Raw genomic sequence first — 23549 nt, 5'->3', positions numbered from 1 at the left:
CTTTATCACTTGGCTGCCAAGCTAATATATTTACCATTAGAAACAATCTTGGTGCTCCTGTATTTAAGCATGTTGCACGAATCTTTCCGTCCTTTATACCTTTAACTTCAATTTTGCGCTGAGTAATTTTGCCAACTTTATCTTAGTAAACAATTTCAACGGTTTACCAATCCGCATATGCACGTTGATAGCCCCCAAAAAATAAGAACGTTTGTGTAACCAAACTAATGTTCTATAATCAAGACATAACACATTCATTATCTGGAATTTAAAGTAAATAAATCTGTGAATCCGAATCATTTTATTACATATATAGGTATTAATGTTTAGACATAATCCTTTATTATGGGTAAACTTCATAAGATATTGGAAAAAATACATAATTTATAAGGGAGAGCTTTGTATGAAAAAGATTAAAATTATTTTGATGTTTTTGCTTATCTTCACTATTATACCGATTACTGGAGTTTCAGCCGAAGAAGGTGGATTACTTAACGGTAAGCCGTTAACTTATGGTTCCCTCGGTTCGATGGGAACCGTTAAAGTTACAGAAGCCACAGACGGCGACCTAAGCACCGTGGCACAAGTAGGACATAGTAGCACACCTGATCGTCGTGTATATTATAAATTTGATACTCCGACAACGATCGATAGTTACAGTTTTTATGGCGATCTGTATGTTGTTCTACAGTACAAAAAATTCGGGTCCAATACTTGGGTCTTTTTTGATGATGGCATTTCTGTTAGCCGAGGTTTAATGTTACAAGGTAGCAAAATTAAAACGCCTAAACCAATTACAGATGTTGAATATATTATGATGGTTTCATATGATGGTAATAACAAGTATGTTAAAGAATTTGATCTGTTTTCATCAGAAGTTACGTCAACGCCGCAACCAACTGCAACAGTTGAACCAACCGCTACTCCAACACCTACAGCAACACCAACGGCTACTCCAGTACCTACAAGTACCCCTAGCCCAACTGTTACACCAACACCAACAGTGACGCCAAAACCTTCAGCAACTCCAGAACAACCAACAGGCGATCGAGCGATTCTTACTATTACACTGGTGAATGGAACAGAAAAAGAATATGACCTACCTATTGCTGAAGTGAATGCATATTTGAACTGGTACGATGCTCGCGATGCAGGCAGAGGTGCAGGATCATATGCTATTGATAAGCATTCAAACAATAAAGGTCCGTTCAGCAAACGTAAAGACTATGTTGTATTCGATAAGATACTTACCTTTGAAGTTAGTGAGTATATTACAAGCGAATAAATAGAAAAAATCCCCGCCAATCACTTCAGGTTGACGTGGATTTTTTTATTTTCACAAAATTTAAGTATGTTACTGGCAGTACCAATATTCGCTTCCCATATATCAGAACAACCTATAGACACTATCTCGACTGCTCAGCTACGCCTGCAAGGTTAATCCAAGTAGATATTAATCCTCTAAAGAATTGTCTTTAACTCTTCTTTGGAAGTATTACTCCAAATGAATTTCTGCCTTATAACAAAGCGTGAAACTATCATAAAGTATGTACGCATCATACCGAACAAACTATTGCTTAACAAACACGAGCTTTTTCGCAATTGGAATGATTATGTATAAATGGTGAATTTAATATATTTATACCATATATACAAAAAAATGTTTGGACGAAACCCATTTATTGTAATAATCTTATCGAGCTTGTATTGTTATTGGGTTCTCATTCTAAGAAGAAAGGAGAAGTATTGTTTTATAAACTTAGTACATAAAATGCTCATTTGATTTATGGAATCCGAAACATTTGATTCGTCGCAGTTCCAACATATATTGAACTAATAAAATCTACAGGAAATTAAGAACTAAAGATATTTTCCTGTCGATAAAAATTATCCAAGGGGTGTATAATGAAAAAACTTTTCTTTCTTACGTTTCTATTAACTTTACTTTTGCCTATAAGTAAGATTCATGCAGAAAGTGTGCCGGAGGACGTATACGATTATCTATCAGGAAAACCATTTGTAATTGCAAATAGCACTATTGAAAATCTTAGTTTTACCGACAATAATAATACCACAGGCACCCAAATGTACAATCATTATACTATTTCCTTTGAGAATCCTATCGATATTTCGGGTTATTCATCTTACTCAGTAGGTGGAATTTATGGGGCAGGTGTTGCAATAATTTTTAATTATGACAATGGAATGAGTAATACTACTGTCGCTGGAGGAAGTGGAGGTTACACAACTTTAAACTTAAAAGGAGTTAAAAAAATAACTCTTGCACGAACTGGTACAGAAGGAAGCCCAGGCTTTTTATATGATTTAAAAGTTTTTGTAAAAAAGACACCAACACCTGTCCTGAATCCTACACTTGATGTGACGATCGAAAAAGAAAAGGTAGGAGTAGGTCAAGAGTTCACAGCAGGAATTACACTTAAAAATGTAAAAGATATTTATGCCGAAGACTTTGAAATAAAGTATGACAATCAACACCTACAGTATCTTGGATTTGAAGAGGTTGCTGGCTATAAAGTATACAACACACCAACCGACTTAAACGGTACTCTACGCTTTATCGTAGCCAGCAAAGGTGAAGACTACGGGATTAATAAAGACACAGTTATTCTGAAGTTGAAGTTCAAGGCGAAAGCCATAGGAACAGCAGTAGTCGATTCCACAAAAGCTAGGATTGCAGATACAGAGCAGGAATATGATCTTGAGAAAGAAAACTGTTTAGAGGACAGCATCATAATTGAAGCAACAGATGTCAACAAATCAGGAGAATTCACCTTGGTTGATCTAGCGATTGACGCCAGATATTTCAAGTATTTGGCGGCGGATGTTGACCCGGTAAAATACAACGCTCAGCAAGCTGGTGATGAGTACGTCAATGACGATGACCTTCTTTATATTGTGGATCAAATATTAAGTAACCCAAACTATTTGCCTAACAGCTAATAAAATAGCCTCCCAACTCTTACCTCCTCTATCCTTAGTAGCCAAGAGCTATAATTGGATGGAGGAGGTTTTGTACGTTTATAACACCTACACTTATGTTATTACAAACTGCTACCGGACCATTCAGTCACAGCGATTACATATATGAACCAAAGATAGATGGGCATCGTCTTATTTATTCTCAAGAGTCCGGAAACTAATTACATCTCCCATTTGCGGACGATGTTGTTTTAGACGGTGAAGTAGCTTGTGTTGATCCTACAACCGGAGTATCAGATTTCGAATCTGTTATGAGTCGTTTTCAAGCGAGACGAGCTGATAAAATAACTCAACTCACTGGGACACTCCCAGCGTATTACGCCATCTTTGATATCTTAATGTACAAAGATCAGGATCTGCATGGATTGCCCCTGATGAGCCATAAGGAGATACTGGCGGGGTTAACTCTACCGTCTGATAGCTTTGGAGTAGCGCCTCACGTTGAAGGTGCTGGAGAGGCATTGTTTGAGCAGATCGAAACTCGCGGTAAGGAAGGCTAGTGGGTAAACGTAAAAATAGCGTATATGAGACTGGCCGCCGTTCTCACGCATGGCAAAAGGTCATCAATTGGACCTATGCTGATGTTTTCATAACCGAATATCGCAAACAAGAATTTGGTTGGCTGGCTGCTGTTCCATCCAGTACATCCAGAAAACTACGTCCAGCTGGGATTATTGAACTCGGTGCTTCACCAATTCATAAACAGGCATTCAGAGTTGTAGCACCGCAACTAATTAAAGGTGAGGATAAGGAGTTAGTTCATTTAGAACCACGGTTAAGAGCAAAGGTGCGAATGAGGAACTGGTCTAAATCCGGCATGCTCCGGAGTCCAGTGTTTACGGAGTTTATCGTATAAGCACTAATAGACCCTTCAGGCATAAGCTTGACAGGTTATTTTATGTTTGTTCTGAATCTAAATCACTACGGGACAAACGTGGCAATTCATAATTTTTAACAACACCTAGCCTCTAAAATTGGTCCCTTTTTTTATTAAAGAAATGGTAAAGGCAGGAGTAGACTCAATTGGTGTACTGGGATCAACTGGAAACTATGCGTATCTTAGTAGAGGGGAGCGTTTGGTCGTTAGTTTTCATCAATATAACAAGTACCCCGTCAACCTTAAGTGATTGACGGGGTATTTGTTATAGACATGCTTATGCCAAAATCACGCTTAAAATATTACAACATTGTCAATTGTCAACTATTTTGCGTTCATTAACAATGAAGTGGGTATTTTATGAATATAATCATCTTATGCAAGGGGGCTTTAATATGAATCTCACACTGATTTTTCACGCAATTGAAACAGAATTACAACTACAAATACATTTAGTCAGTGGAGAGACATATGTTGGTTTTTGTCAGGAGAGCGACTCTTCAGGTTACTTCACAATAAGAACTAAGAGTGGTTTATTTTCTTTTCCTTCTTGGGCGATCAAACGGATTAAAGAAGTGTGATATCGTAGGTTATTTAATGCATGCTATAAATTCAAATCACTCCCAAACAAAATGAGATCCAGCTAGTTTAATAGATCCGGTGTATCCCCCTCTACAATCCCACCATAATCCATAAGATGACCTATTGGATCTTGTTCCAAACGAAACCAATCCAAGTATGAGTATCCATAGAGTTGCTGGATTCCCCACAATAAAGTATGTCTCTCTGTATTGAAAATCTTTATTGTTCATCAGTACAAAAACTCCTTGTTCTCCGAACTATCTATTTCTTCGCAACCAATCGTTTTTCTGCTTTAAAGTCCTTCTTAATAACTTTATTGTTGTTCATGTAATTATCCCACGAATCATACTTACAATTAGGTGAAAAGTTATGACTAATCACATCGATGTAAATACGATACTAAGTAAACACTTCCCGCTTCTGGCACATTTTTATTGTAAAGACACTTCTTGCATTGTAGCTGTGGCTCTTGAAGAAGAACGTGGACAAAATTGAGATTAACTCCTGACTGTCCTTGGTGGAGGGGAAGTATCCGATCTTTTTACAACTCCATAACAACTATCCTCCTAATTCTATAATAACTTGGTGTTAAGATGTATAAAGATTCATCATCTTAGATCCCAATGGAGGTAATCCGATTGAACAAGAAAAAGCGGTTCGCTACATTAGTTGTTATCCTGTTTTCAGCTGGTGTGCTTGCAGCCAGTGCTCTGATCGTCCCCAGCCTGATGAATTCCGTAGTTTTCGCCAAGAACAGTTCGTCAATTCAGGGCAGTAACCGGCTGGCTTTGAGCGAAAGCACGATACCCGTGCTAAAGGTGGAGGCGCCGGCGCCGGTATCCACCATACAACAAGACCTGTATCAACAGATGACAGCGGCGCAAATCCAGCAAATCTATGACTTTATAGACAAGGCAGAAGATCCCCATATTTCAGGTCGGGAACAAACCGAATCCGAAATCAACCGCAGACAAGTGTTGGACGATAAGTATGTGTATGACGGCCTCCGCCCCAAGCAGCAGCTGCCGTTAAAGGCTGGACAAGCAGATATGTATCTAGATTTAGAAACCAATACGTACACCTACCCGGAGAGGAGTATGACTGATGAGGAACTGTTACAGCTGATTGACTGGTACTACCGGCTGAATTACTTCGTGTCCAAACGAAATCCGACTGTGCCTCAGCTTCAGCCTCAGAAAATCAGCCAGGTTGAAGCTGAGGCACTGGCCTCTGACAGTGTGCGCAAGCTGTTCGATGCCGACGTGTCCAAGCTAAAAACATCGGGAATGCTGATTGAGCTGGGACTAAACAAACGTCCAACCTGGACAGTTCATTTTGCTCCTTACAAGAATCTTACCCTGCTCGGATCAGGCGAGGTATTCTGGGAATATGATGTGTTGATTAATGCAACAACCGGTGCCGTAGAGGATACGACAGCCATTAATTTGGCACTGAAGAGAACTCCCATCGACGACGACGCAGCCGGCACCATCCAGAAGGATGCCAGTTGGATTAATAAAGCCGTGCAGGTCATCACGGACAAACAGGGAGAAACAAGAACCATTGTCAAAGCTTATCTAACCGACACCGAGTTTAACAACAAACGCGGAATGGTGGATGTTAAACTGTTGTTGGAAGATGGAAGTAGCTATATCGCGGAGTTCCGCTATCCCGATCAGACCCTTCGTTGCCTAATCTATGAAGCTTCTGACAAAGCCAATTAAGCGGAAACGTTACAGAAATACAGCAGTCGGGGCACCGCCGCCACACTGACTTTTTCAAGACCAGTTATTAATGTAATTGTGAGTATTGCGCGAACATCAGATGGTTCTGGTTCAGGTTGATCTGCCTTCTGAGGGGTAGCTGATGCTTCGTTTGAAACTTAACTTTCCATTATTATTCAATGTAGTAACTACATAAAAATTGGTCTTACCGTTAGAAACTGATATATCTAAAAACCTATCTTATTACCAAGAAGCACAGTAGATGAAATATACAACATTAAAGGTTCTGTCTCTAAGAGCAGTATCTGTCGATATGGTGCAGAGGTTACATTTATAGATGAGATCGGATATCCATATGAGTATGGTGTCTGTAAAACAACCTTTCTGTGATGCTTTAAAGTAATTAATATTTATAACTGTCAAATCATTTCATGTGTAGGTATGACTATTGTGCTACACTTCATCCGTATGTTCGAAGGTTCCACCATTTGTAAAATCTAGTGGCCCAAGCATTTCCTACTGTGCATCAAATCTCAGTCGAATGAATAGTACTCAGCAGCCTGATTCTTGTAAATATTAACATTTGATTATAAAATCAAACAAAGGCGGTGTTAACAATGAGATTAGTACTATTCATGTTGGCTGGAGTAGGCGCGATTTTCTATCTCTCATTAGGAATCATCATTGTAAAGGTAATCCTTACAAGAAAATTACCAAATAATAATTACACTCCATTTGACTACATCACGGCCCAATCTCCTGTTGAGTTTCACGATGAGAAAAAAGAGATAGAAGAAAATGCGGACCATGGTGATGATAAGGATAAAAACATCATTTCGTTATCAAAACGACGACCTTCTCTTCCCTGATGCGCAATAGGCTGCTACTTCTTCATAACCTTTGGAGGGATACTCCTACTCCTTTAATGATCTGTATCTTCGTACTGTGACATAAAAAAACTCTTACGTTATAATAGTGTTGAATTAAATATTGAAGGGACTGAACTATGCGCAGATATCGATATCTTAACCCCAAAATAAATAGATAATGGAGGTAATATATTGATTACAGAAATACAAACCAAAAGACTAAAATTAAGAAAAATGAAATTATCTGACTCTGCTAGTTTGTTTAACATTTGGTCTGATCCTGAGGTTACAAAGTTTATGAATATCAATAGTTTCACTGATGAAAGCCAAGCAGTAGAAATGATTAAAATTCTTAATAACCTGTCTTTGGAAAGCAAAGCTATTCGTTATTCCATAATCGAGTTAGAATCAAATCGCATAATTGGTTCCTGCGGTTATAATTCTATAGATTCTTCAAACGCTAAAGCAGAGATTGGATACGATATTAGTAAAGATTATTGGGGCAAGGGATATGCTCCTGAGGCCATTCAATCTCTGATGGATTATGCGTTCAACACTTTAAATTTCAACAGGATAGAAGCAAAAGTCGAACCCGAAAACAATAATTCCATAAGAGTTTTGCAAAAGTTAAACTATACATTCGAAGGAACAATGAGAAAGTGCGAAAAATCCAAGGGAAATTTTATTGATTTATGCATTTTCTCAAAATTAGTAACAGAGTAACTTTTAATGAGTGGGCCTACATTTTTATGGTGTAGGCTTTTTATTTACTATATTTTCACGTTGCTCAACTAAATGAATAGTTTGCGTCTACTTCGTCATACCCTTTGGGAGAGGAGGGATACTCCTACTCGTTTAATGATCTGTATCTTCGTACTGTGTATTAAGTAGAGCAACTGTTGTCACATCTTCCAAACGTAGAGGGCTAGACAGACTCTCCTAGCCCTTTTTTTTTGAAACCAGTAAATTAACACCTCTTTACCGAAAAGATAGCCAGATAAAATCTCGACACAGCCGATTCCGGATCGAGCTTAGCCGCCTTCTGCCAGCAGCGCTGTGCTTCTGTATACAGATAATCAAATTAGATATTTATTGATAATATTTATTCCTTAAGGAGGTGGACGCCCTGTTAATGATCTTTGATAAGTTATTTAATATTTCCAAGGTTGCGGCATATGCAACAATTGCGATGTACACATTCTTCCAGTTTGTACTCACAAAACATAATACGGTAAATGATTTAATCAATAGCAACCTTTTAGTTTATGTCGTAGCTGCTGCTATTCTTGAGGCATTACATAATCTATATGACTTTTTATGTGGTCATCTAGAGCGGTAATTCTACTACTACCATACCTCACCAGCCCAGCGTTCCGTTTCCGTTACTTCAATACCTCGACGAAAATAACTCGGAAATACGGGAGCGCGACCGCTTGGGTCGCGGGCTCTCGCTTACTGACGAAATATTCACTAGACAGTAGATTTACCCCGAACGTCTCACTTCCCTTAATAAACCTAGCCATACGCAGTACGTGTCAGTGCCATCGGGCCAAAGCTTACCCCGGCACACATCATGGCGCAACAATGGATAGATTTACTTTATTGGTCCCTATTAATCATCTATTTTTTATATGGAGCACTTAATTGACCATCTATTGATTACATTGTATAATACAGGTATATTATGTAAAATAAAGGCAGGTGAGGCTGTTGGATGGAAATATCGATTTAGATTTAGATATAAATCTTCTAGATCTTGATCCAGCCGTAAAAGTTCTTAAAATGATATATTCTTTTGAAAGCTGGCCCAATCTTCTAAAACTAGCAGATACCTTTTTCAACCGAATAACTCAAATTTATAATAATTACACACACAATAATGAACTGGAACTAAAACACCAACGACCTTTAATTTATTATTATGGATACAGCTTGCTTATGTTGGGACTAGCCCACAAAGAAATTGAAAATTATGATAAAGCTCGAACTTACATTAAAGCTTATAGCGATTTGAGTTGGTTCAAGGGATTAGATGCTGAAGGATTAAATGAGGTAGCCTATTATAAGTACATATCAGAACCAAATCTTTTAGAAGTAGAAGTGCTTTCTGGAAATATTCAATTCATAGATCGCTATGTTTCGTTCCTTTTATCCAACTCTAAAGAAGTTCTACCAGGACTAATAACTTTGTTAAAGGCAGCTACTAATTTTGATTTAAACATTGAATCTCATTTAGCTCTTTTCTCTAATAGAATTTCAAAATTTGAGGATACCGCTGCTGATGAAATTATAATAAATTCCTACCAAGAAACTTTTTTTATTAATATGATCAGATATAAAACAAAAATTCAAGATTATAATACAGCTATCAAATATAGCATGAAATTATTAGATTCTGCAGAGGTCACAAACTCTGATAAAATCTTTAAACAAGCAGTAGTATACTTCGAATCATTACGTTCATGTGCTGATGCTACTCAGATTAAAGATTTTGAAGAGAAAATAATAAATTTCAAAGAAAGGGTTGAGTCTCTGTGAAAAAATTTGCCGTCTCTTTATTGTTGGTCCTCACTATCGTCAGCATTGCGCCAGCACTGCCAAGTACCTCACCAGTGGTCTTATTCCACGGAGCAGAACATTAATATCAGAAGTACAGCGCGGGTTAGGAGATTGCTCCTAACCTGTTTTTTATTAAGTGAATTATGTAGTTATTGCAATAACATCCTCCATCTTGAACCAATCCCACTCATCCTCCGACCAGCGGAGTTTAATTCCCTGTTGTTTATCCAGTTTCATCACGATACCTCGTTTTAATATATTCTCCATGGGATCAAACAGAGTGAGTGTAATCGGGCTGTGCTCTTCCATAGAACGATATAACAATTTTTCAAAGCGCTCTATCTCCTGTAGATCTAGAGTGGGTTTTTCACGACGTTCCTGCTCATTATTGTCATCTATAATCCGGTTTTTATGTTCGGGCAATATCATTCTGCTACACTCCCATACGTTCTCTAATTTTTTCATCATGAAGTTGCCCTCCTAATAATCCGTCCAGTAATTCGTTTTACTACCATCTATCCCCCACTGGAGCTCTTGTGGCTCTGACTTTTTCTTTTTAAACCTAGGGTCAATCCTTTCCCAGCCTTCAATAATTCGGGCGCTCTCTGGTGGAGTGTGCGGGGTCCATTCTATATATTTTTCGTTAACTAATTCCCTAAGCCCACTAATGATCTTACTTGGTGTCCGTCCACTCTTGATTTCTAACTCCTGTAAAGTTGGCATATGAGCATGATGCACGGCAGAGTGGCGCATGATCATTAGTAGCTTTCGGGCGGTGTCACTAAGCATGTCGCTTCATTTGCACAGGCTGCCAAGCAAGAATATTAGCCTCCAGAAATACGCGCGGAGCTCCGGTTGATAAGCAAGTTGCGCGAATATATTCTCCACGAATCCCTTTCACTTCAATTTTACGTTGAGATATCTTACCTGATTTATCTTGGTACACTATTTCAATGGTTTGACCGATTCTTATTTGCATAATTACTCACCTTCCAAGGATAAGAACATTTGTTTGTATTATAACCAAACGTACGTTCGTTAATCAATGTAAAAATATCCCGCCAGGCATGAATTATTACATACAAAGTCATCGCTCAGGTTTATAATTTGTTTTATAAGCATTTATTGCATTTCCGCAAACAAACTAAGGAGTATGAGTGTTTTTTATATGTTATAGGGGGAAACGAATATTAGGACCGATGACTGAGGTTGAAGCTATGCGTGAATGGTTTACTCTCTCCGGTACAGTGAAGGAGATTTATATTATTGAGGTAGATGAGAACGATAAGGTAAGACGCCAGATCGGACCCACAAAGAAGAAAAAGAAATAAATATAAAGGAAAATAACGTAAAAAAGCCCCACCGACCCATTAAGGTTGACGAGGTTGTTTTTAATTTTCAAAAAGGAAACTGAGTAAGCGAGACTATTAACAGTACAATCCCAACAATCGAGGATAGCACAGCCATTTTATCTTTAGTTTTCAAATACAATGCCGCTCCATTAAATATTAAAGCTCCGCACATCCCCAGCATAGTCCAAGAGATTATCACTTGATCCTGACCGCGGAAAAATGTGATTCCCAGAATGATTGTTGCTGCACTGAATAAAATACCGCACACCCTTAGTACTTTCAGCAAAATGTTCACCTCCGAAAAATAAAACACGCTAATCTAATATATTGGTTCCGTCATAAATTAAAATTCATAGATTACTATTCCTATATCTGGTAGAATCAACTAGCAATTATTAGCAGATTTAGGGGGATATAAGATTGAACAAAAAAGCTTTTTTATGCATCGTGGCAACTATTGTAATCCTTTCAGGATGTGGTAGTTCCACAACAAATTCAGAGAAAAAAAATACAACGTCTACAGGAGTTACACCGTCCGAAGCAACAGCCAGCCCTTCAGAGCCCACTCCTGAGCCAAAAAAGAAACTTACAGCTTCCGAGAAACTGGCTCTCAACTATGTGGAGATTTTCCTCAATGGTTCAGATATCGAAGCGAAAAAGAAATTCGTATCCGAAAATATACTTCCAGATGTACAACCCATTTTCCAAATGGCTGAATCTACTGAGACACCCGAGAATAATAAACTTAAGAATCCTACAGTAATTGAAACAGCTGATTATACGGACAAAGATGGCGGAAAAGATAAACTCGTGCTTATCCAAGGTGAGAAGTCTTCCTCCAATAGCGAACTTATCATTTTTATTAAGGATGATAAAGTTGGTTGGGGATATTCGTCTAATGACAAGGACAAGGATGCATTTAACGAAGTGAGGAAACTCTTTAAGGAACCTGTAATTAATACTTCAGATTCAGGTAATGCAGGTACAACTGAACAGTCTCCTGAAGCGACGCTTAAAGAAATCAGTAATTTTGTCGTTTCAGATATTTGGAATGATGGATTTGTTGATATCAGCTGGTATGCAGGTTCAGGAACTGGCTCTACGGGTCAAACAATAGATATAGATTTTACAATCGAGCAATTAGCAAAAGCGATGAACCAAAAAATGGAGTACGATAATTATATCAACAACCTTGATGCAAAATATGATTCAGTTAAAAGCATCTGGACTAAGCTCACGGGTGAGATGGATCGTATGTACAAACAAATCCAAGATACGCCTCCTATTGCAAATGATGCAACCACCAAAATAGATACAGGAATATTCACCCAGTACTTGGAAGCCTTTACTGATGAGGTTGACAAATTACCCAATTCTTAGATTAAAAATAAAATCCCTGCCGGCCGCCACGGTTAGCAGGGATTTTGTTCGGCTTTAATGGCTTGCGACTCAAAATAGTAATCCACCAGAACATAAATGAAACCAGCAATTCCGAAAAAAACAATAGCTGTACTACTATTCAAATGGTATTCCCGTATAAAGCGTTCATCGTACACCTCGTAAAAGAAACCATATCCCGCAATACCACTCAATAAGAATATCATTATGCGGCTTATTAAAGGATTAACTATCTTTCGAATAACCCATGATAAAGGAAGCAGTATAACCGGGTAAAGAAGAACTGAAAAAAGGAACATCAGAAAAATAAAAGCAAACCCAATGTTTTGAAAACCGTAATATTCTGTTGTACTTATTTTATTTCCTTCCCAAAGCTCCAATCCAAAGGCTGCCAGGGTGAATAAAATCGTCGAAATAAACCATAACATTATAGGCTTAACTGCACGCAAAACAATCCCACCATCTTTATGCTTTTTATACTTACAGCCGATTTTTCAAATTATCATTTCGCACTTGGTTTAGATGGATTACCTTTTTACCTTGCTGAATAATTCTTGCATGTAATCTTCCGTCATGTATTCTCTAAACTCTTTGTCTAATAAGTATATTTCATCTTGATTTATCCATTGGTAGTTAAAAATAGTCCCACAGTCTTCACCTTCTCCTTCTCCAGTGAAGCTCCACTTTTCAGGTAATCTCGTTTCTGGAATTAGAAGGTAGTCATGTCTTTCGACATTCGCATCTATAAAATCCTTATAATAATATTGTGTGCCTATTTTCTTTACTAATTTAAATTGTTTAAGTCCACTTTCTTCTTGAATTTCCCTGAATAACGCTTCTTCTTCTGTTTCCCCGGCATCGATATTTCCACCTACTAATCTAAAGGGTACTTCTGGTTCATTAAGATAGACTAATAAGGTCTTTTCTCCAACTTCATTGTCTTGCAAAATAAATCCGTATACCTTCTTTCTAATCGGTTTCCCTATCTTCATCGTGACACCTCATATCTTCAACATCTCTTCTGGGACTAAGTGGCTCTTCTAATATTGTTTTTCGATCTTTTGCTTCATCCTTATTTACCTGTATCGTAATTATTTTTTTCTTTTTTTGAGCCGGAATCATATGAAAAAAATATTGAAATAGGATTATGAATCACAATTTTTTTCAAGGAATCACACATAATATTTGTTTCACCGATTACTACACTATCATCTAGTACTTCAAGTTTATACTTTTCCTTTTGACTTTTTATCGAAATAAATAGAAAAGGAAAAACTGGCAGTTTGTGTCCAACATACTTACGCCTCTATTCATCACCTTAATTATTTCACTTTGGATATTATATCATTAATTCCCATCTTTTATAGGTATGGTCTCCCTTTGGAAGGGTTAATTGTCTTGTAATATGGGTAATCCATCTTCTCTTGAATTTCTCGAACTACATTTTCATTAGTAAGCGATTCTATGAAATATAAACCCAGATCAATTGAAGCTGCTACTCCTCCCCCAGTAAAAACATTTCCATCCCTTACGAACCGTTCCTTAACTACTTCGGAACAATAAGGTGCTAATAGTTCATATGCAGAAGGGTTGGTAGTCGCCTTCTTCTGATTTAAGAAACCGGCAGCTCCCAAAATCAAAGCCCCTGTACACACTGACACCTTGTAATCAACCTCTCGAGCAGTCTGAATCCATGTTATAAAATCAGTATCGAATCTAAGTTGTCGAGTGGATAACCCTCCAGGGATAAATATCAAATCATAGGCTGACAGATCAGGGGAAACCTGGTTTATTTTCAACGTCAATCCTCGATCATCCGTGACTTCTTCCTTGTTGGAACAAAAATCCCACGATACATTTTCTATCGCCTTTAGAACTCCCATCCGGGTAACCGCATCGTAAAAACCAACAAAATCTAACGTAGTCATCCCGTCAAATAGAATATAAGCCATCTTCAGCATTTTCATTCTACACACTCCTTCGATACTTTTCGGCGAAATTCATTGGGGGTTATCCCGTATTCATTTTTAAAAACACGATAGAAAGAGCGCAAACTGTTGAATCCGGAATCAAACGCAATATCCGTGACCGGATGGGTAGTGGATAACAGCAGCATATGAGCAAAGGCTACCCGTTGGCCATTGATGTAATCACGAAATGAAATATGAAACTGCTCAGAAAAGATTCGGGAAATGATAAATTTACTAATGCCAAGCTCTCTTGAAAGCGTATCCAGATTTATGTGATCTAAAAAATGCATGTCGATGTAAGCAAGGATTTTGGGGACGAGATCCATTTCTTTTTTGTAGTCTACTTTTTTCATTAGCAGTAACGGCAGCGCGTGCCCTAATACTACAGAGGTATAAGCCTTGAGCAGACGAACATCACATTGTTCTTTATATAGTTTATACAAGGTTTCCAGCAGATCTTGAAGCACCTTTTGTTTCGAAACTATAGGGTTATCCGGAACATGATTAAGCAAATCCCCCGCAAAATCCCCCGGAAACGTGGCGTCAAAAAAGAACAGCAGGATCTGGCTTTTCTCTATGGTTTTGTAGCTGTGAGGTTGATTGGAAAAAATAATCGCTATGTCTCCTTCAGACAAATCATACTCTTTTCCATTGATGTTGATATTGATTTTGCCGGACAAAACCATTGTTATCTCTACATTTTTGTGTAGATGAAGAGGATAAGTGTTATTGGTAGAAATAAAGGAGTGAAACGCCTGGTCACGATGCTGATATTTAATATTCATGTTTTTCTCCCTATCGTCATGAAATGCCAAGCACTATAGCTGCTGTAATACTAAGAACATAATATGAATTTGTTCGTTTGCGCAAGAACCAAAGAGCAATAGTTGGCACAAAAAAAGATTTTTTTGGCAGGTAAATACGCCCTAAAAGTTTTAAAGTATTACCAGTAAGCTGCTTGTCGCAGACCAGTAACATTTCACTGAGAGGAGGAAGTATAACAGGAACAGCATTCAGCGATAAGACTGTATCCATGTTATACGTCAAAAAGATGAAATGGAAGAGTAAAAAATCAGGTAAGGTTATGGGTGTCTTATTGAGTTTTTCGGTAGCGTTTTCATTTTTAGGAGGTCACACACTTGCAGCTTCAGGGCAGACAGACGGAGACAAAAGTTTTGCGGGTGCCTCTATTCTTGCTTTTCCTGGCGCGGAAGGTGGCGGCGCCTATACGAGCGGTGGTCGAGGAGGCGATGTATACATCGTAACTACCCTTGAAGATTACGCTGTAAAAGACAAACCGATTGCAGGCTCCCTTCGCTATGGGATTTTATCTACTCCTAAAGAGGGTCGTACAATTGTTTTTCATGTTTCCGGAACGATTGAACTGAAGAGCACGTTAAGTCTCAATAATATTAAAAACCTGACCATCGCTGGGCAAACCGCTCCAGGCAACGGAATTACCATTGCAGGTTGGGATACCAATATCAGCAATTCAGAGAATATCATCATACGCTACACCTCTTTCCGTCCGGGTGCCACTAATGTGTATAATGGCAGCGATTCAATGGATGCGCTTTGGGGGAGAGACAACAACTACTTCCTCATTGACCATTGTTCCTTCAGTTGGAACACAGATGAAACTCTATCTTTATATAGAGGCGAAAATGGCACGATCCAGTGGTCCATTATTTCCGAAAGTCTGACTCTATCCGGGCATTCCAAAGGAAGACATGGCTACGGTGGTATTTCAGGCGGAGACAAAACAACATTCCATCACAATCTGTACGCGAACCATACCTCGCGAAACCCAAGACTAGGCGGCGGTTACGCAGGTGCTGCAGATGCTGATCATGTGGCGGTTGTTCAGTTCTCGAACAATGTAATTTACAATTGGGGCTTTAACGGCACTTATGGCGGAGGTTTTACTTTTACTAACTTTATGAACAATATCGAAATTGCCGGTCCAGGTACAAGAGATAATGTAACTAACAGAGTCATTGATGCCGGTGAAGCTACCAAGCTGGGCGGTTTCTACATCGCTGGAAACAGAATTAACGGCAAGCTCACAGGCTTACTGAATGATTCTTCAGATTATGTGAAATTTTCCGGTGTACAGAGTGGTGAACAAAAGACGACCCTTGCAGCCACACCATATCTTTCCGCGGACAGTACTGGAGTTAACCATGGTATTACCAATAAAGCATTTGATAATTATGTTAAGTCCGGCGTAAAGCAAGCGAATGAATCACTATTAAAAAGCATTCTGCAACAAGCGGGAGCTACCTATCCGCGTCGCGATGCTATCGATGCAAGAATTGTGGCAGAAGTCGAGCAGAACTCGGGAAGATATATCAACACTGAACATGAAGTCGGAGGTTACATTTCAGACTTTGGCGTCATTGAGGCACAATATGATAAGCAATTTGACACTAATCAAAACGGAATAGACGACAAGTGGGAAAAGAAAAATAAAATCTGGGGCATCAAGGATGCATACAAAACGGTTACTAAAAATGGTTACACCTGGCTTGAGCTTTATATTAACGGTCTAGTTGATATGAAACACGTCGCCGACAACCCCGTTGCTAAGCTTTTGGCGCCAGAAAACAATGCACAATTTGTTACCGGGAAAGAGGTCGAAGTTAAAATTAACGCTTCCCCTAATTCCGGAAACAAAATAAAAAAAGTTGCTGTATATAATGGCTCTAAATATCTTGGGGAAGCAGTCAAAAAAGGCAACACATATACGTATACCCTCAAGAATTTAACGGATGCTTCATACTATATCTCTGCAAGAGTGACCGATACCCAAGGAAATGAGACGCAGACCACAGCTGCTAACATTCATGTCAATACCGCTACCTCTTCCCTGGCTGGAAAGAGTTGGACTACAGCAGATATCGGTGATCCGTACATTAAGGGTTCCGGAAGTATGACAAATGATGTGCTTACCGTTAAAGGCAACGGAAAGCTTGGAAAAAGTGAAGGTGGCACAGAACGTTCTGAAGCGAACAATGCAACCAAAGATGACTTCCACTTCGTGTATAAAGAAATGAACGGAGATATGGAATTTACCGCGAAGCTCGAAGAAATCGGGGCCGTTGACAACCATGCCTTCACCGGGCTAATGATCCGCGATGACTTGAATAAAGACAGTGCCGCGGCGGCCCTTGGTATCTCCTATGTGAAGTTGTCCAAAGAAACCAGCTGGTCATCTTATCTGACGGGCAGAAACATTAAGGGCGGAGGATTTGATGAATTAACTGAAACTTTAGACAGCGTATCAGCTGCTGAAAAAGCTGGCATTCAACTTGTTCCAGATATTCCGTTCAAAATAAATGGTGTGGAGCAAGGGTATTGGCTCAAACTTGGCCGTAAGGGAGATGTTTTTTATGCTTACGGATCAACGGACGGAAAAGACTGGAAGCTAATTGGCGAGCGAACTATTGCTATGGATGGTTCGGTATATGTCGGATTTGCCGTTGACAGTAATGATGTTGCCAATAAGATTGAGCAACTGAACTATGCTAAGTTCTCTAACATTACTGTGGAGAATACATTCACTCCAATAGGTGACTCAGCGGTAAATAAATAGCGTCTGTTCATCTACACAGTTCCAAAAACACGGAAGCCAGTAAAGCGGCTTCCGTGTTTTTATTGATATCCGACTGGACCAACACAATATATTGCCTGATTCGCTGTTCACTGTTTTTACTCCACGAGAATGAAGCTGACTTTACAACGTTCCCTTTTCAAGAACATACTCTTCATTGGAGTTTTTTAAAACGATATCAAATTTATGATGATAAGAATGCATAAACAACTCATATTGCATCCTACGCTGTTCATGGGATTTTCTTAAATAATTTATATCCGTTCCTCTTTCAGAAACATCACGTATACTCCTTCTCACCAACTCGGTTTCTCCATCCGTATATAAGTAGATTTTCAGATCATACAAATTTGGGTCAGTAAAAGCAACGCTCATGCCTTCTACAATATTTATCTTGTTTTGTGAAGATATGAACATACTTTTTGTATAGTCCGTGCCAATGGTGTAAAAATCCAACCCATCCCTCAACATATGAATATCTCTCTCTAAAGCAGATATATAATGAGCAGCAGGATGACAAGCTGTCACTTTATCGTGGTAATGTTCATTCTTATATTCATAGTCGATAGAAGTGTATTTTCTAAGACTAGATTCAACAATATAGGGGTCTGTATTAATATAATTCACATCATCCTGCTGCAAAAGCTTTAAAAGATTATGAGCAAATGTTGTTTTTCCAGATGCACCATGACCCGAAATCCCAATGATGATTCTATTAGCCTCACCGCTAATCAAATTAGCTATCTTATGTAACACCTTGTCCATATTATTCGCCCCTCTCCCTACTCGATCCTATGTATTCCTTACTCCGCTATGGTTTAGCACATTAAAATCTATGGTGCATTTTATATAAAGAAACTTAATAGAAAGGGGTAGATCTTCCATGGCTACTCGTCAGCCTGATTTAGTATTGATCAGTTGGAGCAGAAATCCTTTGGTTGCTGGATCAGCACGTAGGATTATTGCCGCCCGTGTTATTGGAAATGCCGTGCCTTGCAGACCTAGCTTGAGACCCAATGGATTGCTTAACACCGCTTTGGCTTGCTTATTAGACAACGATGTTGGTTTTAAAGTAGTCTTTCGTAAAAAGACTTCAAACATTAGCGGATATATTTTGTTACAACGTAACTAATAGGTTTAGGGGGCAGTGAAATTGCTGCTCTCTTTTTTCTGTGTATCTCATTACACTTAAAGTCCAATCATTCCTAGAAAATGGTGTATATAATTTATTAGGAACTGAATCTGATTGAAAATGGGTGCGTCCATGAAATTACAAGCTGTGAAAAAAAGCTATGATTTAATAGTAAGCTTAGGGATGTCTTGTGCTCCTGCTATAAATCTGCAAAGAAATAGCTTGAGGAAATTCTCCATGCCACTCGACTGGATGGTTTCTTATTCATTGGCTGATGTAAATAGACTGTATAAGAATAGATTTCAAAATTTCATGGAATTAATAAATCTGCAAATCCTTGATGAAACACATTTTTTTCTGGAGGATGGAATACCAGTCTATCCTAATTGGAACAAAAATGCATTAGTGAAATCCTATTTTATTCAGGATACTTTATATAACATTATCTCCGTTCATGATTTTCCAATCCACCAAGGTAAACACTGGTCTACAACCTATCCTTCGTATAAAGCGAAGCTGGAATTACGAATTAATAGATTTTGGGACAAGTTAATCACCAGTAAAAAAACTTTATTCATTAGATGGTCCGCCTCATATGAACAGGCTGTAGAGCTACAATCGATTTTATCTGGTTTATTAAAACCGAACGAATTTATTATTCTTATTCTTAATCCCGTTCGTGAAGCAACCTCGGTACAAGAATTAAGTTGGAATATTAATAATATTTGTGTGTTAGAAGTTCCTGAGGATATGAACGATTATGATAGCTGGGATTATATTTTGAAGGACATACAAGTAACTAATAACTAATTTCGCTTTGATCGATCAAATGATTAATTATTTCCTGTGCTGCAAAAACATATGGATACAAATACAGCCTACTGATGCTGACCAATAAAGAAATAGGGTTACTAATTCCAAAATCGTATTGATTCCCATGCGCTGCTGGATTTGCGGGTTCAGGCTCTACAAGATCATACTTCTCCATCAGCCTTTCCTTGGTTCTACTATCTACTACTGTTCCGTTTCCTTTATCCGCAAGGACAGATCCCGATTGAATACACGCCATGAATAAGACACAGCAAATGGTGAGGATTGCTAGTTTCTTTTTTCGCATCATACATCTCCTAATTCTTTCTGTGGTCTCCCCTAAAACTTAGAGCCGTACAAATTATTTCTTGGGTAATCGCAGGAAAACTATGTATTCGACAATCTTGATCAGTATAGATCATATTCTATGAAAATAATGGAATAAAAAGTCTCGAATTCTATAATACTCCTTTCTATATATAAAAACAAAAGCACCCAAAGCTAAAATTAGCAGGGTACTTTTGGATACTTCGCCGTATTTACAATATCAACATTCCGCTGAGCGGTTTATGGAGTTGGAGTTCCGCCGTTCGCATTCAGTGTTTCGCCACTGATATAGCTAGATTCCTGGCTAGCCAGGAATACATATGCCGGAGCCATCTCCGCAGGCTGTCCCGGACGACCTAGTGGTGTGCTCGACCCGAACTCCTTCAGCACTTCCTCCGGTTGCCCACCCACAACTTGAAGAGGTGTCCATACAGGACCTGGCGCCACTACATTGACGCGAATTCCCTTATCAGCTACTTGCTGAGCGAGAGACTTACTGAATGTATTAATAGCCGCCTTGGTAGTCGCGTAGTCCAAAAGGATCGGCGAGGGATTATAAGCTTGAATAGAAGAAGTGTTAATAATGGTGCTGCCCGGTTGCATATGCTTCACTGCAGCTTTGCACAGCCAGAACATGGCATACACGTTCGTCTTAAATGTATCGTCAAAATGCTTCGTAGTGAGATCAGCGATGTCTGGGACGAATTGCTGTTTGCCCGCGATATTGGCTAAAATATCAATTCCACCTAGCTCCTTAACCGTAGTATCGACGAGTTGTTCACAGTATGCCTCATCCTTCAGATCACCTGGAATGGCGATTGCAGTACGACCCGCTTCCTGCACTAGCTTGAGCACCTGCTTTGCATCTTCCTCTTCCTCAGGCATATAAGATAGAACAACATCTGCACCTTCGCGCGCAAAAGCAATAGCAACAGCACGACCTATACCGCTGTCCGCTCCCGTAACTAACGCTTTACGTCCGGTCAGACGCCCGGTTCCTTTATAGGTATCTTCTCCTGTATCAGGTACTGGATTCATTTTCTTCTGCAAACCCGGCTCCTCTTGTTGCTGCTGAAATTCCGGTCCAGCCTTAGTGTACTGAGTGGTAGGATCTTGCATCGTATATTGGTTAGACATCGATCAATTCCTCCTTTATTTTTAGAAATACATTTTTATATTTTCCGAACTCTTTGTTATGTAAACACAACAAGCACGCCTCTAAACATTCGCCTTCGATAACACAACCTTGAATAGTGCCACAAAAATACCCCAACCACCTGTCAAGGTGGCTAGGGTATCCCTTACAATATTTCTCAGGCTTAAATCTCCTCTGACCTGCCTTGCACTGACTCGTACCGCGTGCGTATGCTTAAATAATATATGGAAACTCACTTATAAATTGGGGAACGCTCCGTATAGTCTGGCGTATACATTAGATAAAGGAGTGATAAATCATGGGCATTTTTATATTCCTCTTTGTACTGTTAGCATTGCTTAATATCTTCTTTCCTCATTTGGGATGGTACATGCGCTATGGCTGGATGATGAAAGGCGATGTAGAGCCCAGTGATGCCTATTTATTAATGACTCGCCTCAGCAGTATAGTGGCACTTATTATCCTCGTTTTTATCTGGACTAGTTTCTGACACTTACCCTAACGCTCTTAGCACATCTTCAATCTTGCGCTGATGCGACAATACCCCGTAATTCATCCAGGCCATAAAATCCACCTCATATACACAGCGACTACGCACAGCGGGCAGACTGCGCCAAAGCGGTGTATCCAGCAGTTCCCGTCCTTCTCCTTCCTGTCGATCAAAGGTAATGAACAAATGATCTGCAGTCAGGCTCGCAAGCTCTTCTCTTGTTAGGCTCACCCGCTTCTGTCCACGGGTCAACTTCGGAACCAATTCATGGGGCTGCAAACCTAAATCATGATGGAGTACGCTACCTGTATAACCCAATTGCCCGCATCCATAGAGATTGATTCCGTAGGAAGATATTCTTAAGCATGCTACAGTCTGCCCTTGGACAGAACGGTTTAGCACTCGTTTGGCTTGCTGCGCCCGATGCTCATAATTGCCGATCACTTCCTGGACACGGTCCGTTCTGCCAAAGACGGCTGCTGCAGAAAATAACGTGGCACGCCAATCCTCCTGATGAAAAGGCAGCTTGAACAACGGAGCAATTTGGCTGCACTCATCCAGGTGCCAACGCTGAAAGCCATCATCCAGCAGGATCAGTTCGGGCATGTACTGGGAGAGCTCCTGCCAATCGCCAGTTGAAATATCAACCGCAGGCACATCGTTGAGGGACAGATACTCCTGCTTCCCCCACTGAGCGTGAGAATATTGCGCCACCGGTGTAATATCCAGAGCCAGCAGATAGTCTTCCAGAAAAGGAGCGAACACCCGCAGCCCTTCCTGATGGAAGCTTCTGTATTGGCCGGGCGTAACGCCCACCGATCTTTTGAAACGCCGGTTAAAATAATACTCATTGCTATATCCTACGGATAACGCGATATCATGCATACGGTCATTCGTAAGCAGCAACTGCTGCTGGGCCCTTTCAATACGAAGTCCGTTCAAATGCTCTAAGGGAATCCGCCCTGTCACTTCTTTAAAAATCTGTGTGTAGCGTGCACGTGTAACGCCTGCCACTTCAGCCAATTGATCGACGGTTATGGCGTGATTATAATGTTCCTGCATATAGCGGATGGAACGCTGCACCGCCTCATGGGCTCCTTTCATCTGGATGACAGAGGAATTTGCCCGCATGATCAGCAGCAGTAACTCTTGAAAGCGGGTATGGCCTGCGAACCATTCAATCTCTTCCGTACTTCTGCGACTATGATAGATAGCCTCAAGCAGTAGTGCACATTGTGAAAAAGGTCTGCAGCTTAGCGGACCAGACCGGAGAATTCCTTCTCTAGTCCCCTTTTCCATTCCACTCTGCTTACTTCCCCCGGTTTCGATTACTTCAAAAGTAAGCCTATAAAAGCTAAGTCCTCGCTCCTCGGCATTGATTCTGCTTATAAGCCCCGGTTCGAACAAGAACCCGACACCTTTTTCCAGGGGAAAACGCTTCTCCTCGGCTTCTAACCATCCCTGTCCTTCCGATACAATGATCAGGGTATGATCTTGAAACACTAAGGTCTGTCCGTTCACCGATAAGGATTGGGCTTCTATGTTAATCAAGCTATAGAATAGCCTCTTTTTATTGCTGTCTTGTAAATCTTCTGCCATTCTAGCGCCCTCCAATTGAGAACCATTTTCATTCACTTTACTATAGTTTAGAATAAAAAAGAAGGTCTATCAACTATGCTGATAGACCTTC

28 protein-coding genes and 2 pseudogenes are annotated in these 23549 nt (G+C 39.6%); 16 read left to right on the top strand and 14 right to left on the bottom strand.

Annotation, left to right across the window (positions count from 1 at the left end; translation table 11 throughout):
• Positions 1-427 precede the first annotated feature (427 nt).
• From NSQ50_RS11875 to NSQ50_RS11820, 11 genes and pseudogenes are all read left to right on the top strand, one after another.
• The gene (locus tag NSQ50_RS11875; RefSeq protein WP_179088914.1) at positions 428-1285 is read left to right on the top strand and encodes a hypothetical protein; all 858 of its coding nucleotides are present in this window, start codon (positions 428-430) and stop codon (positions 1283-1285) included.
• Between the two features lie 620 nt (positions 1286-1905).
• The gene (locus NSQ50_RS11870) at positions 1906-2961 is read left to right on the top strand and encodes a cohesin domain-containing protein (RefSeq protein WP_076136087.1); all 1056 of its coding nucleotides are present in this window, start codon (positions 1906-1908) and stop codon (positions 2959-2961) included.
• Positions 2962-3056: 95 nt separating this feature from the next.
• Positions 3057-3856: pseudogene (locus tag NSQ50_RS31585) on the top strand (ATP-dependent DNA ligase).
• 133 nt (positions 3857-3989) lie between these two features.
• Positions 3990-4085, top strand: a pseudogene (locus NSQ50_RS11855) (dihydrodipicolinate synthase family protein); the annotation flags it as partial.
• A 187-nt stretch (positions 4086-4272) separates the two neighbouring features.
• The gene (locus NSQ50_RS11850) at positions 4273-4458 is read left to right on the top strand and encodes a hypothetical protein (RefSeq protein WP_038570197.1); all 186 of its coding nucleotides are present in this window, start codon (positions 4273-4275) and stop codon (positions 4456-4458) included.
• 370 nt (positions 4459-4828) lie between these two features.
• A complete protein-coding gene (locus tag NSQ50_RS11845; RefSeq protein WP_256717054.1) occupies positions 4829-4954 on the top strand; it encodes a hypothetical protein in 126 nt (41 codons plus the stop codon).
• 143 nt (positions 4955-5097) lie between these two features.
• Complete coding sequence (locus NSQ50_RS11840; protein ID WP_081386923.1) at positions 5098-6183, top strand: hypothetical protein; 1086 nt, start codon at positions 5098-5100, stop codon at positions 6181-6183.
• Positions 6184-6800: 617 nt separating this feature from the next.
• Complete coding sequence (locus NSQ50_RS11835) at positions 6801-7052, top strand: DUF3951 domain-containing protein (protein ID WP_036686019.1); 252 nt, start codon at positions 6801-6803, stop codon at positions 7050-7052.
• Between the two features lie 192 nt (positions 7053-7244).
• Positions 7245-7775, top strand: a complete 531-nt coding sequence (locus NSQ50_RS11830; protein WP_076224005.1) for a GNAT family N-acetyltransferase — start codon at positions 7245-7247, stop codon at positions 7773-7775.
• Between the two features lie 394 nt (positions 7776-8169).
• Positions 8170-8391 (top strand): hypothetical protein, encoded by a 222-nt coding sequence (locus NSQ50_RS11825; protein WP_141240305.1) that lies wholly within the window; start codon positions 8170-8172, stop codon positions 8389-8391.
• Positions 8392-8762: 371 nt separating this feature from the next.
• Complete coding sequence (locus NSQ50_RS11820) at positions 8763-9590, top strand: hypothetical protein (RefSeq protein WP_038570183.1); 828 nt, start codon at positions 8763-8765, stop codon at positions 9588-9590.
• A gap of 162 nt (positions 9591-9752) precedes the next feature.
• On the opposite strand, the gene NSQ50_RS11815 is transcribed toward NSQ50_RS11820, so the two are convergent.
• From NSQ50_RS11815 to NSQ50_RS11805, 3 genes are read right to left on the bottom strand one after another with little or no spacing between them, the layout of a single operon-like run.
• Positions 9753-10079: a YolD-like family protein gene (locus tag NSQ50_RS11815; RefSeq protein WP_036686011.1), complete on the bottom strand. Its 327-nt coding sequence runs from the start codon at positions 10077-10079 to the stop codon at positions 9753-9755.
• 12 nt (positions 10080-10091) lie between these two features.
• Complete coding sequence (locus NSQ50_RS11810; protein WP_340949493.1) at positions 10092-10364, bottom strand: hypothetical protein; 273 nt, start codon at positions 10362-10364, stop codon at positions 10092-10094.
• 28 nt (positions 10365-10392) lie between these two features.
• Positions 10393-10590, bottom strand: coding sequence for a hypothetical protein (locus NSQ50_RS11805; protein WP_370510578.1), 198 nt, complete (start codon positions 10588-10590; stop codon positions 10393-10395).
• A gap of 220 nt (positions 10591-10810) precedes the next feature.
• Here NSQ50_RS11805 and NSQ50_RS11800 point away from each other — a divergent pair, with 220 nt between their 5' ends.
• Complete coding sequence (locus NSQ50_RS11800) at positions 10811-10942, top strand: hypothetical protein (protein ID WP_256717407.1); 132 nt, start codon at positions 10811-10813, stop codon at positions 10940-10942.
• Positions 10943-11009: 67 nt separating this feature from the next.
• Here the strand turns inward: NSQ50_RS11800 and NSQ50_RS11795 are convergent, their stop codons facing one another.
• Positions 11010-11249, bottom strand: coding sequence for a hypothetical protein (locus NSQ50_RS11795; RefSeq protein WP_036686008.1), 240 nt, complete (start codon positions 11247-11249; stop codon positions 11010-11012).
• 134 nt (positions 11250-11383) lie between these two features.
• Between NSQ50_RS11795 and NSQ50_RS11790 the strand changes: the two genes are divergently transcribed.
• Complete coding sequence (locus NSQ50_RS11790; RefSeq protein ID WP_081386702.1) at positions 11384-12343, top strand: hypothetical protein; 960 nt, start codon at positions 11384-11386, stop codon at positions 12341-12343.
• A gap of 32 nt (positions 12344-12375) precedes the next feature.
• Here NSQ50_RS11790 and NSQ50_RS11785 read toward each other — a convergent pair whose 3' ends face one another.
• The 5 genes from NSQ50_RS11785 to NSQ50_RS11765 all read right to left on the bottom strand — a co-directional run bounded on the left by NSQ50_RS11785 (position 12376) and on the right by NSQ50_RS11765 (position 15366).
• Positions 12376-12810: a hypothetical protein gene (locus NSQ50_RS11785; protein WP_081384456.1), complete on the bottom strand. Its 435-nt coding sequence runs from the start codon at positions 12808-12810 to the stop codon at positions 12376-12378.
• A 78-nt stretch (positions 12811-12888) separates the two neighbouring features.
• Positions 12889-13353, bottom strand: coding sequence for an NUDIX domain-containing protein (locus NSQ50_RS11780; protein WP_076224008.1), 465 nt, complete (start codon positions 13351-13353; stop codon positions 12889-12891).
• A gap of 369 nt (positions 13354-13722) precedes the next feature.
• Positions 13723-14319: a DJ-1/PfpI family protein gene (locus NSQ50_RS11775; protein WP_076224054.1), complete on the bottom strand. Its 597-nt coding sequence runs from the start codon at positions 14317-14319 to the stop codon at positions 13723-13725.
• Between the two features lie 5 nt (positions 14320-14324).
• A complete protein-coding gene (locus NSQ50_RS11770; protein WP_076147206.1) occupies positions 14325-15116 on the bottom strand; it encodes an AraC family transcriptional regulator in 792 nt (263 codons plus the stop codon).
• Between the two features lie 16 nt (positions 15117-15132).
• Positions 15133-15366: a hypothetical protein gene (locus tag NSQ50_RS11765; RefSeq protein ID WP_340949485.1), complete on the bottom strand. Its 234-nt coding sequence runs from the start codon at positions 15364-15366 to the stop codon at positions 15133-15135.
• On the opposite strand from NSQ50_RS11765, the gene NSQ50_RS11760 reads away from it, so the two are divergent.
• Positions 15365-17926, top strand: a complete 2562-nt coding sequence (locus tag NSQ50_RS11760) for an Ig-like domain-containing protein (RefSeq protein ID WP_081386924.1) — start codon at positions 15365-15367, stop codon at positions 17924-17926. The genes NSQ50_RS11765 and NSQ50_RS11760 overlap by 2 nt on opposite strands.
• Positions 17927-18067: 141 nt before the next feature.
• On the opposite strand, the gene NSQ50_RS11755 is transcribed toward NSQ50_RS11760, so the two are convergent.
• Entirely contained in the window at positions 18068-18709 is a 642-nt protein-coding gene (locus tag NSQ50_RS11755; protein ID WP_038570174.1) for a uridine kinase family protein, read from the bottom strand.
• Positions 18710-18838: 129 nt separating this feature from the next.
• Positions 18839-19045: a hypothetical protein gene (locus tag NSQ50_RS11750; protein ID WP_340949481.1), complete on the bottom strand. Its 207-nt coding sequence runs from the start codon at positions 19043-19045 to the stop codon at positions 18839-18841.
• Positions 19046-19208: 163 nt separating this feature from the next.
• Here NSQ50_RS11750 and NSQ50_RS11745 point away from each other — a divergent pair, with 163 nt between their 5' ends.
• Entirely contained in the window at positions 19209-19886 is a 678-nt protein-coding gene (locus tag NSQ50_RS11745) for a DUF1796 family putative cysteine peptidase (protein ID WP_038574383.1), read from the top strand.
• Here NSQ50_RS11745 and NSQ50_RS11740 read toward each other — a convergent pair.
• Entirely contained in the window at positions 19876-20145 is a 270-nt protein-coding gene (locus NSQ50_RS11740) for a hypothetical protein (RefSeq protein ID WP_340949479.1), read from the bottom strand. The two genes, NSQ50_RS11745 and NSQ50_RS11740, sit on opposite strands and share 11 nt — an antisense overlap.
• A 308-nt stretch (positions 20146-20453) precedes the next feature.
• Positions 20454-21350: an SDR family oxidoreductase gene (locus NSQ50_RS11735; RefSeq protein WP_076224012.1), complete on the bottom strand. Its 897-nt coding sequence runs from the start codon at positions 21348-21350 to the stop codon at positions 20454-20456.
• A gap of 317 nt (positions 21351-21667) precedes the next feature.
• Here NSQ50_RS11735 and NSQ50_RS11730 point away from each other — a divergent pair, with 317 nt between their 5' ends.
• Positions 21668-21859, top strand: a complete 192-nt coding sequence (locus tag NSQ50_RS11730) for a DUF6199 family natural product biosynthesis protein (RefSeq protein WP_036685995.1) — start codon at positions 21668-21670, stop codon at positions 21857-21859.
• A gap of 3 nt (positions 21860-21862) precedes the next feature.
• Here NSQ50_RS11730 and NSQ50_RS11725 read toward each other — a convergent pair whose 3' ends face one another.
• On the bottom strand, positions 21863-23458 hold the full coding sequence (locus NSQ50_RS11725; protein WP_076100654.1) for a helix-turn-helix domain-containing protein: 1596 nt from the start codon (positions 23456-23458) through the stop codon (positions 21863-21865).
• Between the last annotated feature and the right edge of the window lie 91 nt (positions 23459-23549).

It is taken from the genome of Paenibacillus sp. FSL R10-2788, assembly GCF_038003885.1.
GTDB classification, from domain to species: domain Bacteria; phylum Bacillota; class Bacilli; order Paenibacillales; family Paenibacillaceae; genus Paenibacillus_AQ; species Paenibacillus_AQ odorifer.
The sequence above is the reverse complement of the archived record's forward strand: the minus strand, read 5'-3'. Positions and strand labels throughout refer to the sequence as shown.

Excerpts from the sequence above, each read along its gene's own strand:
- NSQ50_RS11875 (WP_179088914.1), top strand. The coding sequence starts at position 428 with ATGTTTTTGCTTATCTTCACTATTATACCGATTACTGGAGTTTCAGCC.
- NSQ50_RS11870 (WP_076136087.1), top strand. The coding sequence starts at position 1,906 with ATGAAAAAACTTTTCTTTCTTACGTTTCTATTAACTTTACTTTTGCCT.
- NSQ50_RS11850 (WP_038570197.1), top strand. The coding sequence starts at position 4,273 with ATGAATCTCACACTGATTTTTCACGCAATTGAAACAGAATTACAACTA.
- NSQ50_RS11845 (WP_256717054.1), top strand. The coding sequence starts at position 4,829 with ATGACTAATCACATCGATGTAAATACGATACTAAGTAAACACTTCCCG.
- NSQ50_RS11835 (WP_036686019.1), top strand. The coding sequence starts at position 6,801 with ATGAGATTAGTACTATTCATGTTGGCTGGAGTAGGCGCGATTTTCTAT.
- NSQ50_RS11815 (WP_036686011.1), bottom strand. The coding sequence starts at position 10,079 with ATGATGAAAAAATTAGAGAACGTATGGGAGTGTAGCAGAATGATATTG.
- NSQ50_RS11810 (WP_340949493.1), bottom strand. The coding sequence starts at position 10,364 with ATGCGCCACTCTGCCGTGCATCATGCTCATATGCCAACTTTACAGGAG.
- NSQ50_RS11805 (WP_370510578.1), bottom strand. The coding sequence starts at position 10,590 with ATGCAAATAAGAATCGGTCAAACCATTGAAATAGTGTACCAAGATAAA.
- NSQ50_RS11800 (WP_256717407.1), top strand. The coding sequence starts at position 10,811 with ATGACTGAGGTTGAAGCTATGCGTGAATGGTTTACTCTCTCCGGTACA.
- NSQ50_RS11780 (WP_076224008.1), bottom strand. The coding sequence starts at position 13,353 with ATGAAGATAGGGAAACCGATTAGAAAGAAGGTATACGGATTTATTTTG.
- NSQ50_RS11770 (WP_076147206.1), bottom strand. The coding sequence starts at position 15,116 with ATGAATATTAAATATCAGCATCGTGACCAGGCGTTTCACTCCTTTATT.
- NSQ50_RS11760 (WP_081386924.1), top strand. The coding sequence starts at position 15,365 with ATGTTATACGTCAAAAAGATGAAATGGAAGAGTAAAAAATCAGGTAAG.
- NSQ50_RS11765 (WP_340949485.1), bottom strand. The coding sequence starts at position 15,366 with ATGGATACAGTCTTATCGCTGAATGCTGTTCCTGTTATACTTCCTCCT.
- NSQ50_RS11755 (WP_038570174.1), bottom strand. The coding sequence starts at position 18,709 with ATGGACAAGGTGTTACATAAGATAGCTAATTTGATTAGCGGTGAGGCT.
- NSQ50_RS11750 (WP_340949481.1), bottom strand. The coding sequence starts at position 19,045 with ATGTTTGAAGTCTTTTTACGAAAGACTACTTTAAAACCAACATCGTTG.
- NSQ50_RS11745 (WP_038574383.1), top strand. The coding sequence starts at position 19,209 with ATGAAATTACAAGCTGTGAAAAAAAGCTATGATTTAATAGTAAGCTTA.
- NSQ50_RS11740 (WP_340949479.1), bottom strand. The coding sequence starts at position 20,145 with ATGGCGTGTATTCAATCGGGATCTGTCCTTGCGGATAAAGGAAACGGA.
- NSQ50_RS11735 (WP_076224012.1), bottom strand. The coding sequence starts at position 21,350 with ATGTCTAACCAATATACGATGCAAGATCCTACCACTCAGTACACTAAG.
- NSQ50_RS11730 (WP_036685995.1), top strand. The coding sequence starts at position 21,668 with ATGGGCATTTTTATATTCCTCTTTGTACTGTTAGCATTGCTTAATATC.
- NSQ50_RS11725 (WP_076100654.1), bottom strand. The coding sequence starts at position 23,458 with ATGGCAGAAGATTTACAAGACAGCAATAAAAAGAGGCTATTCTATAGC.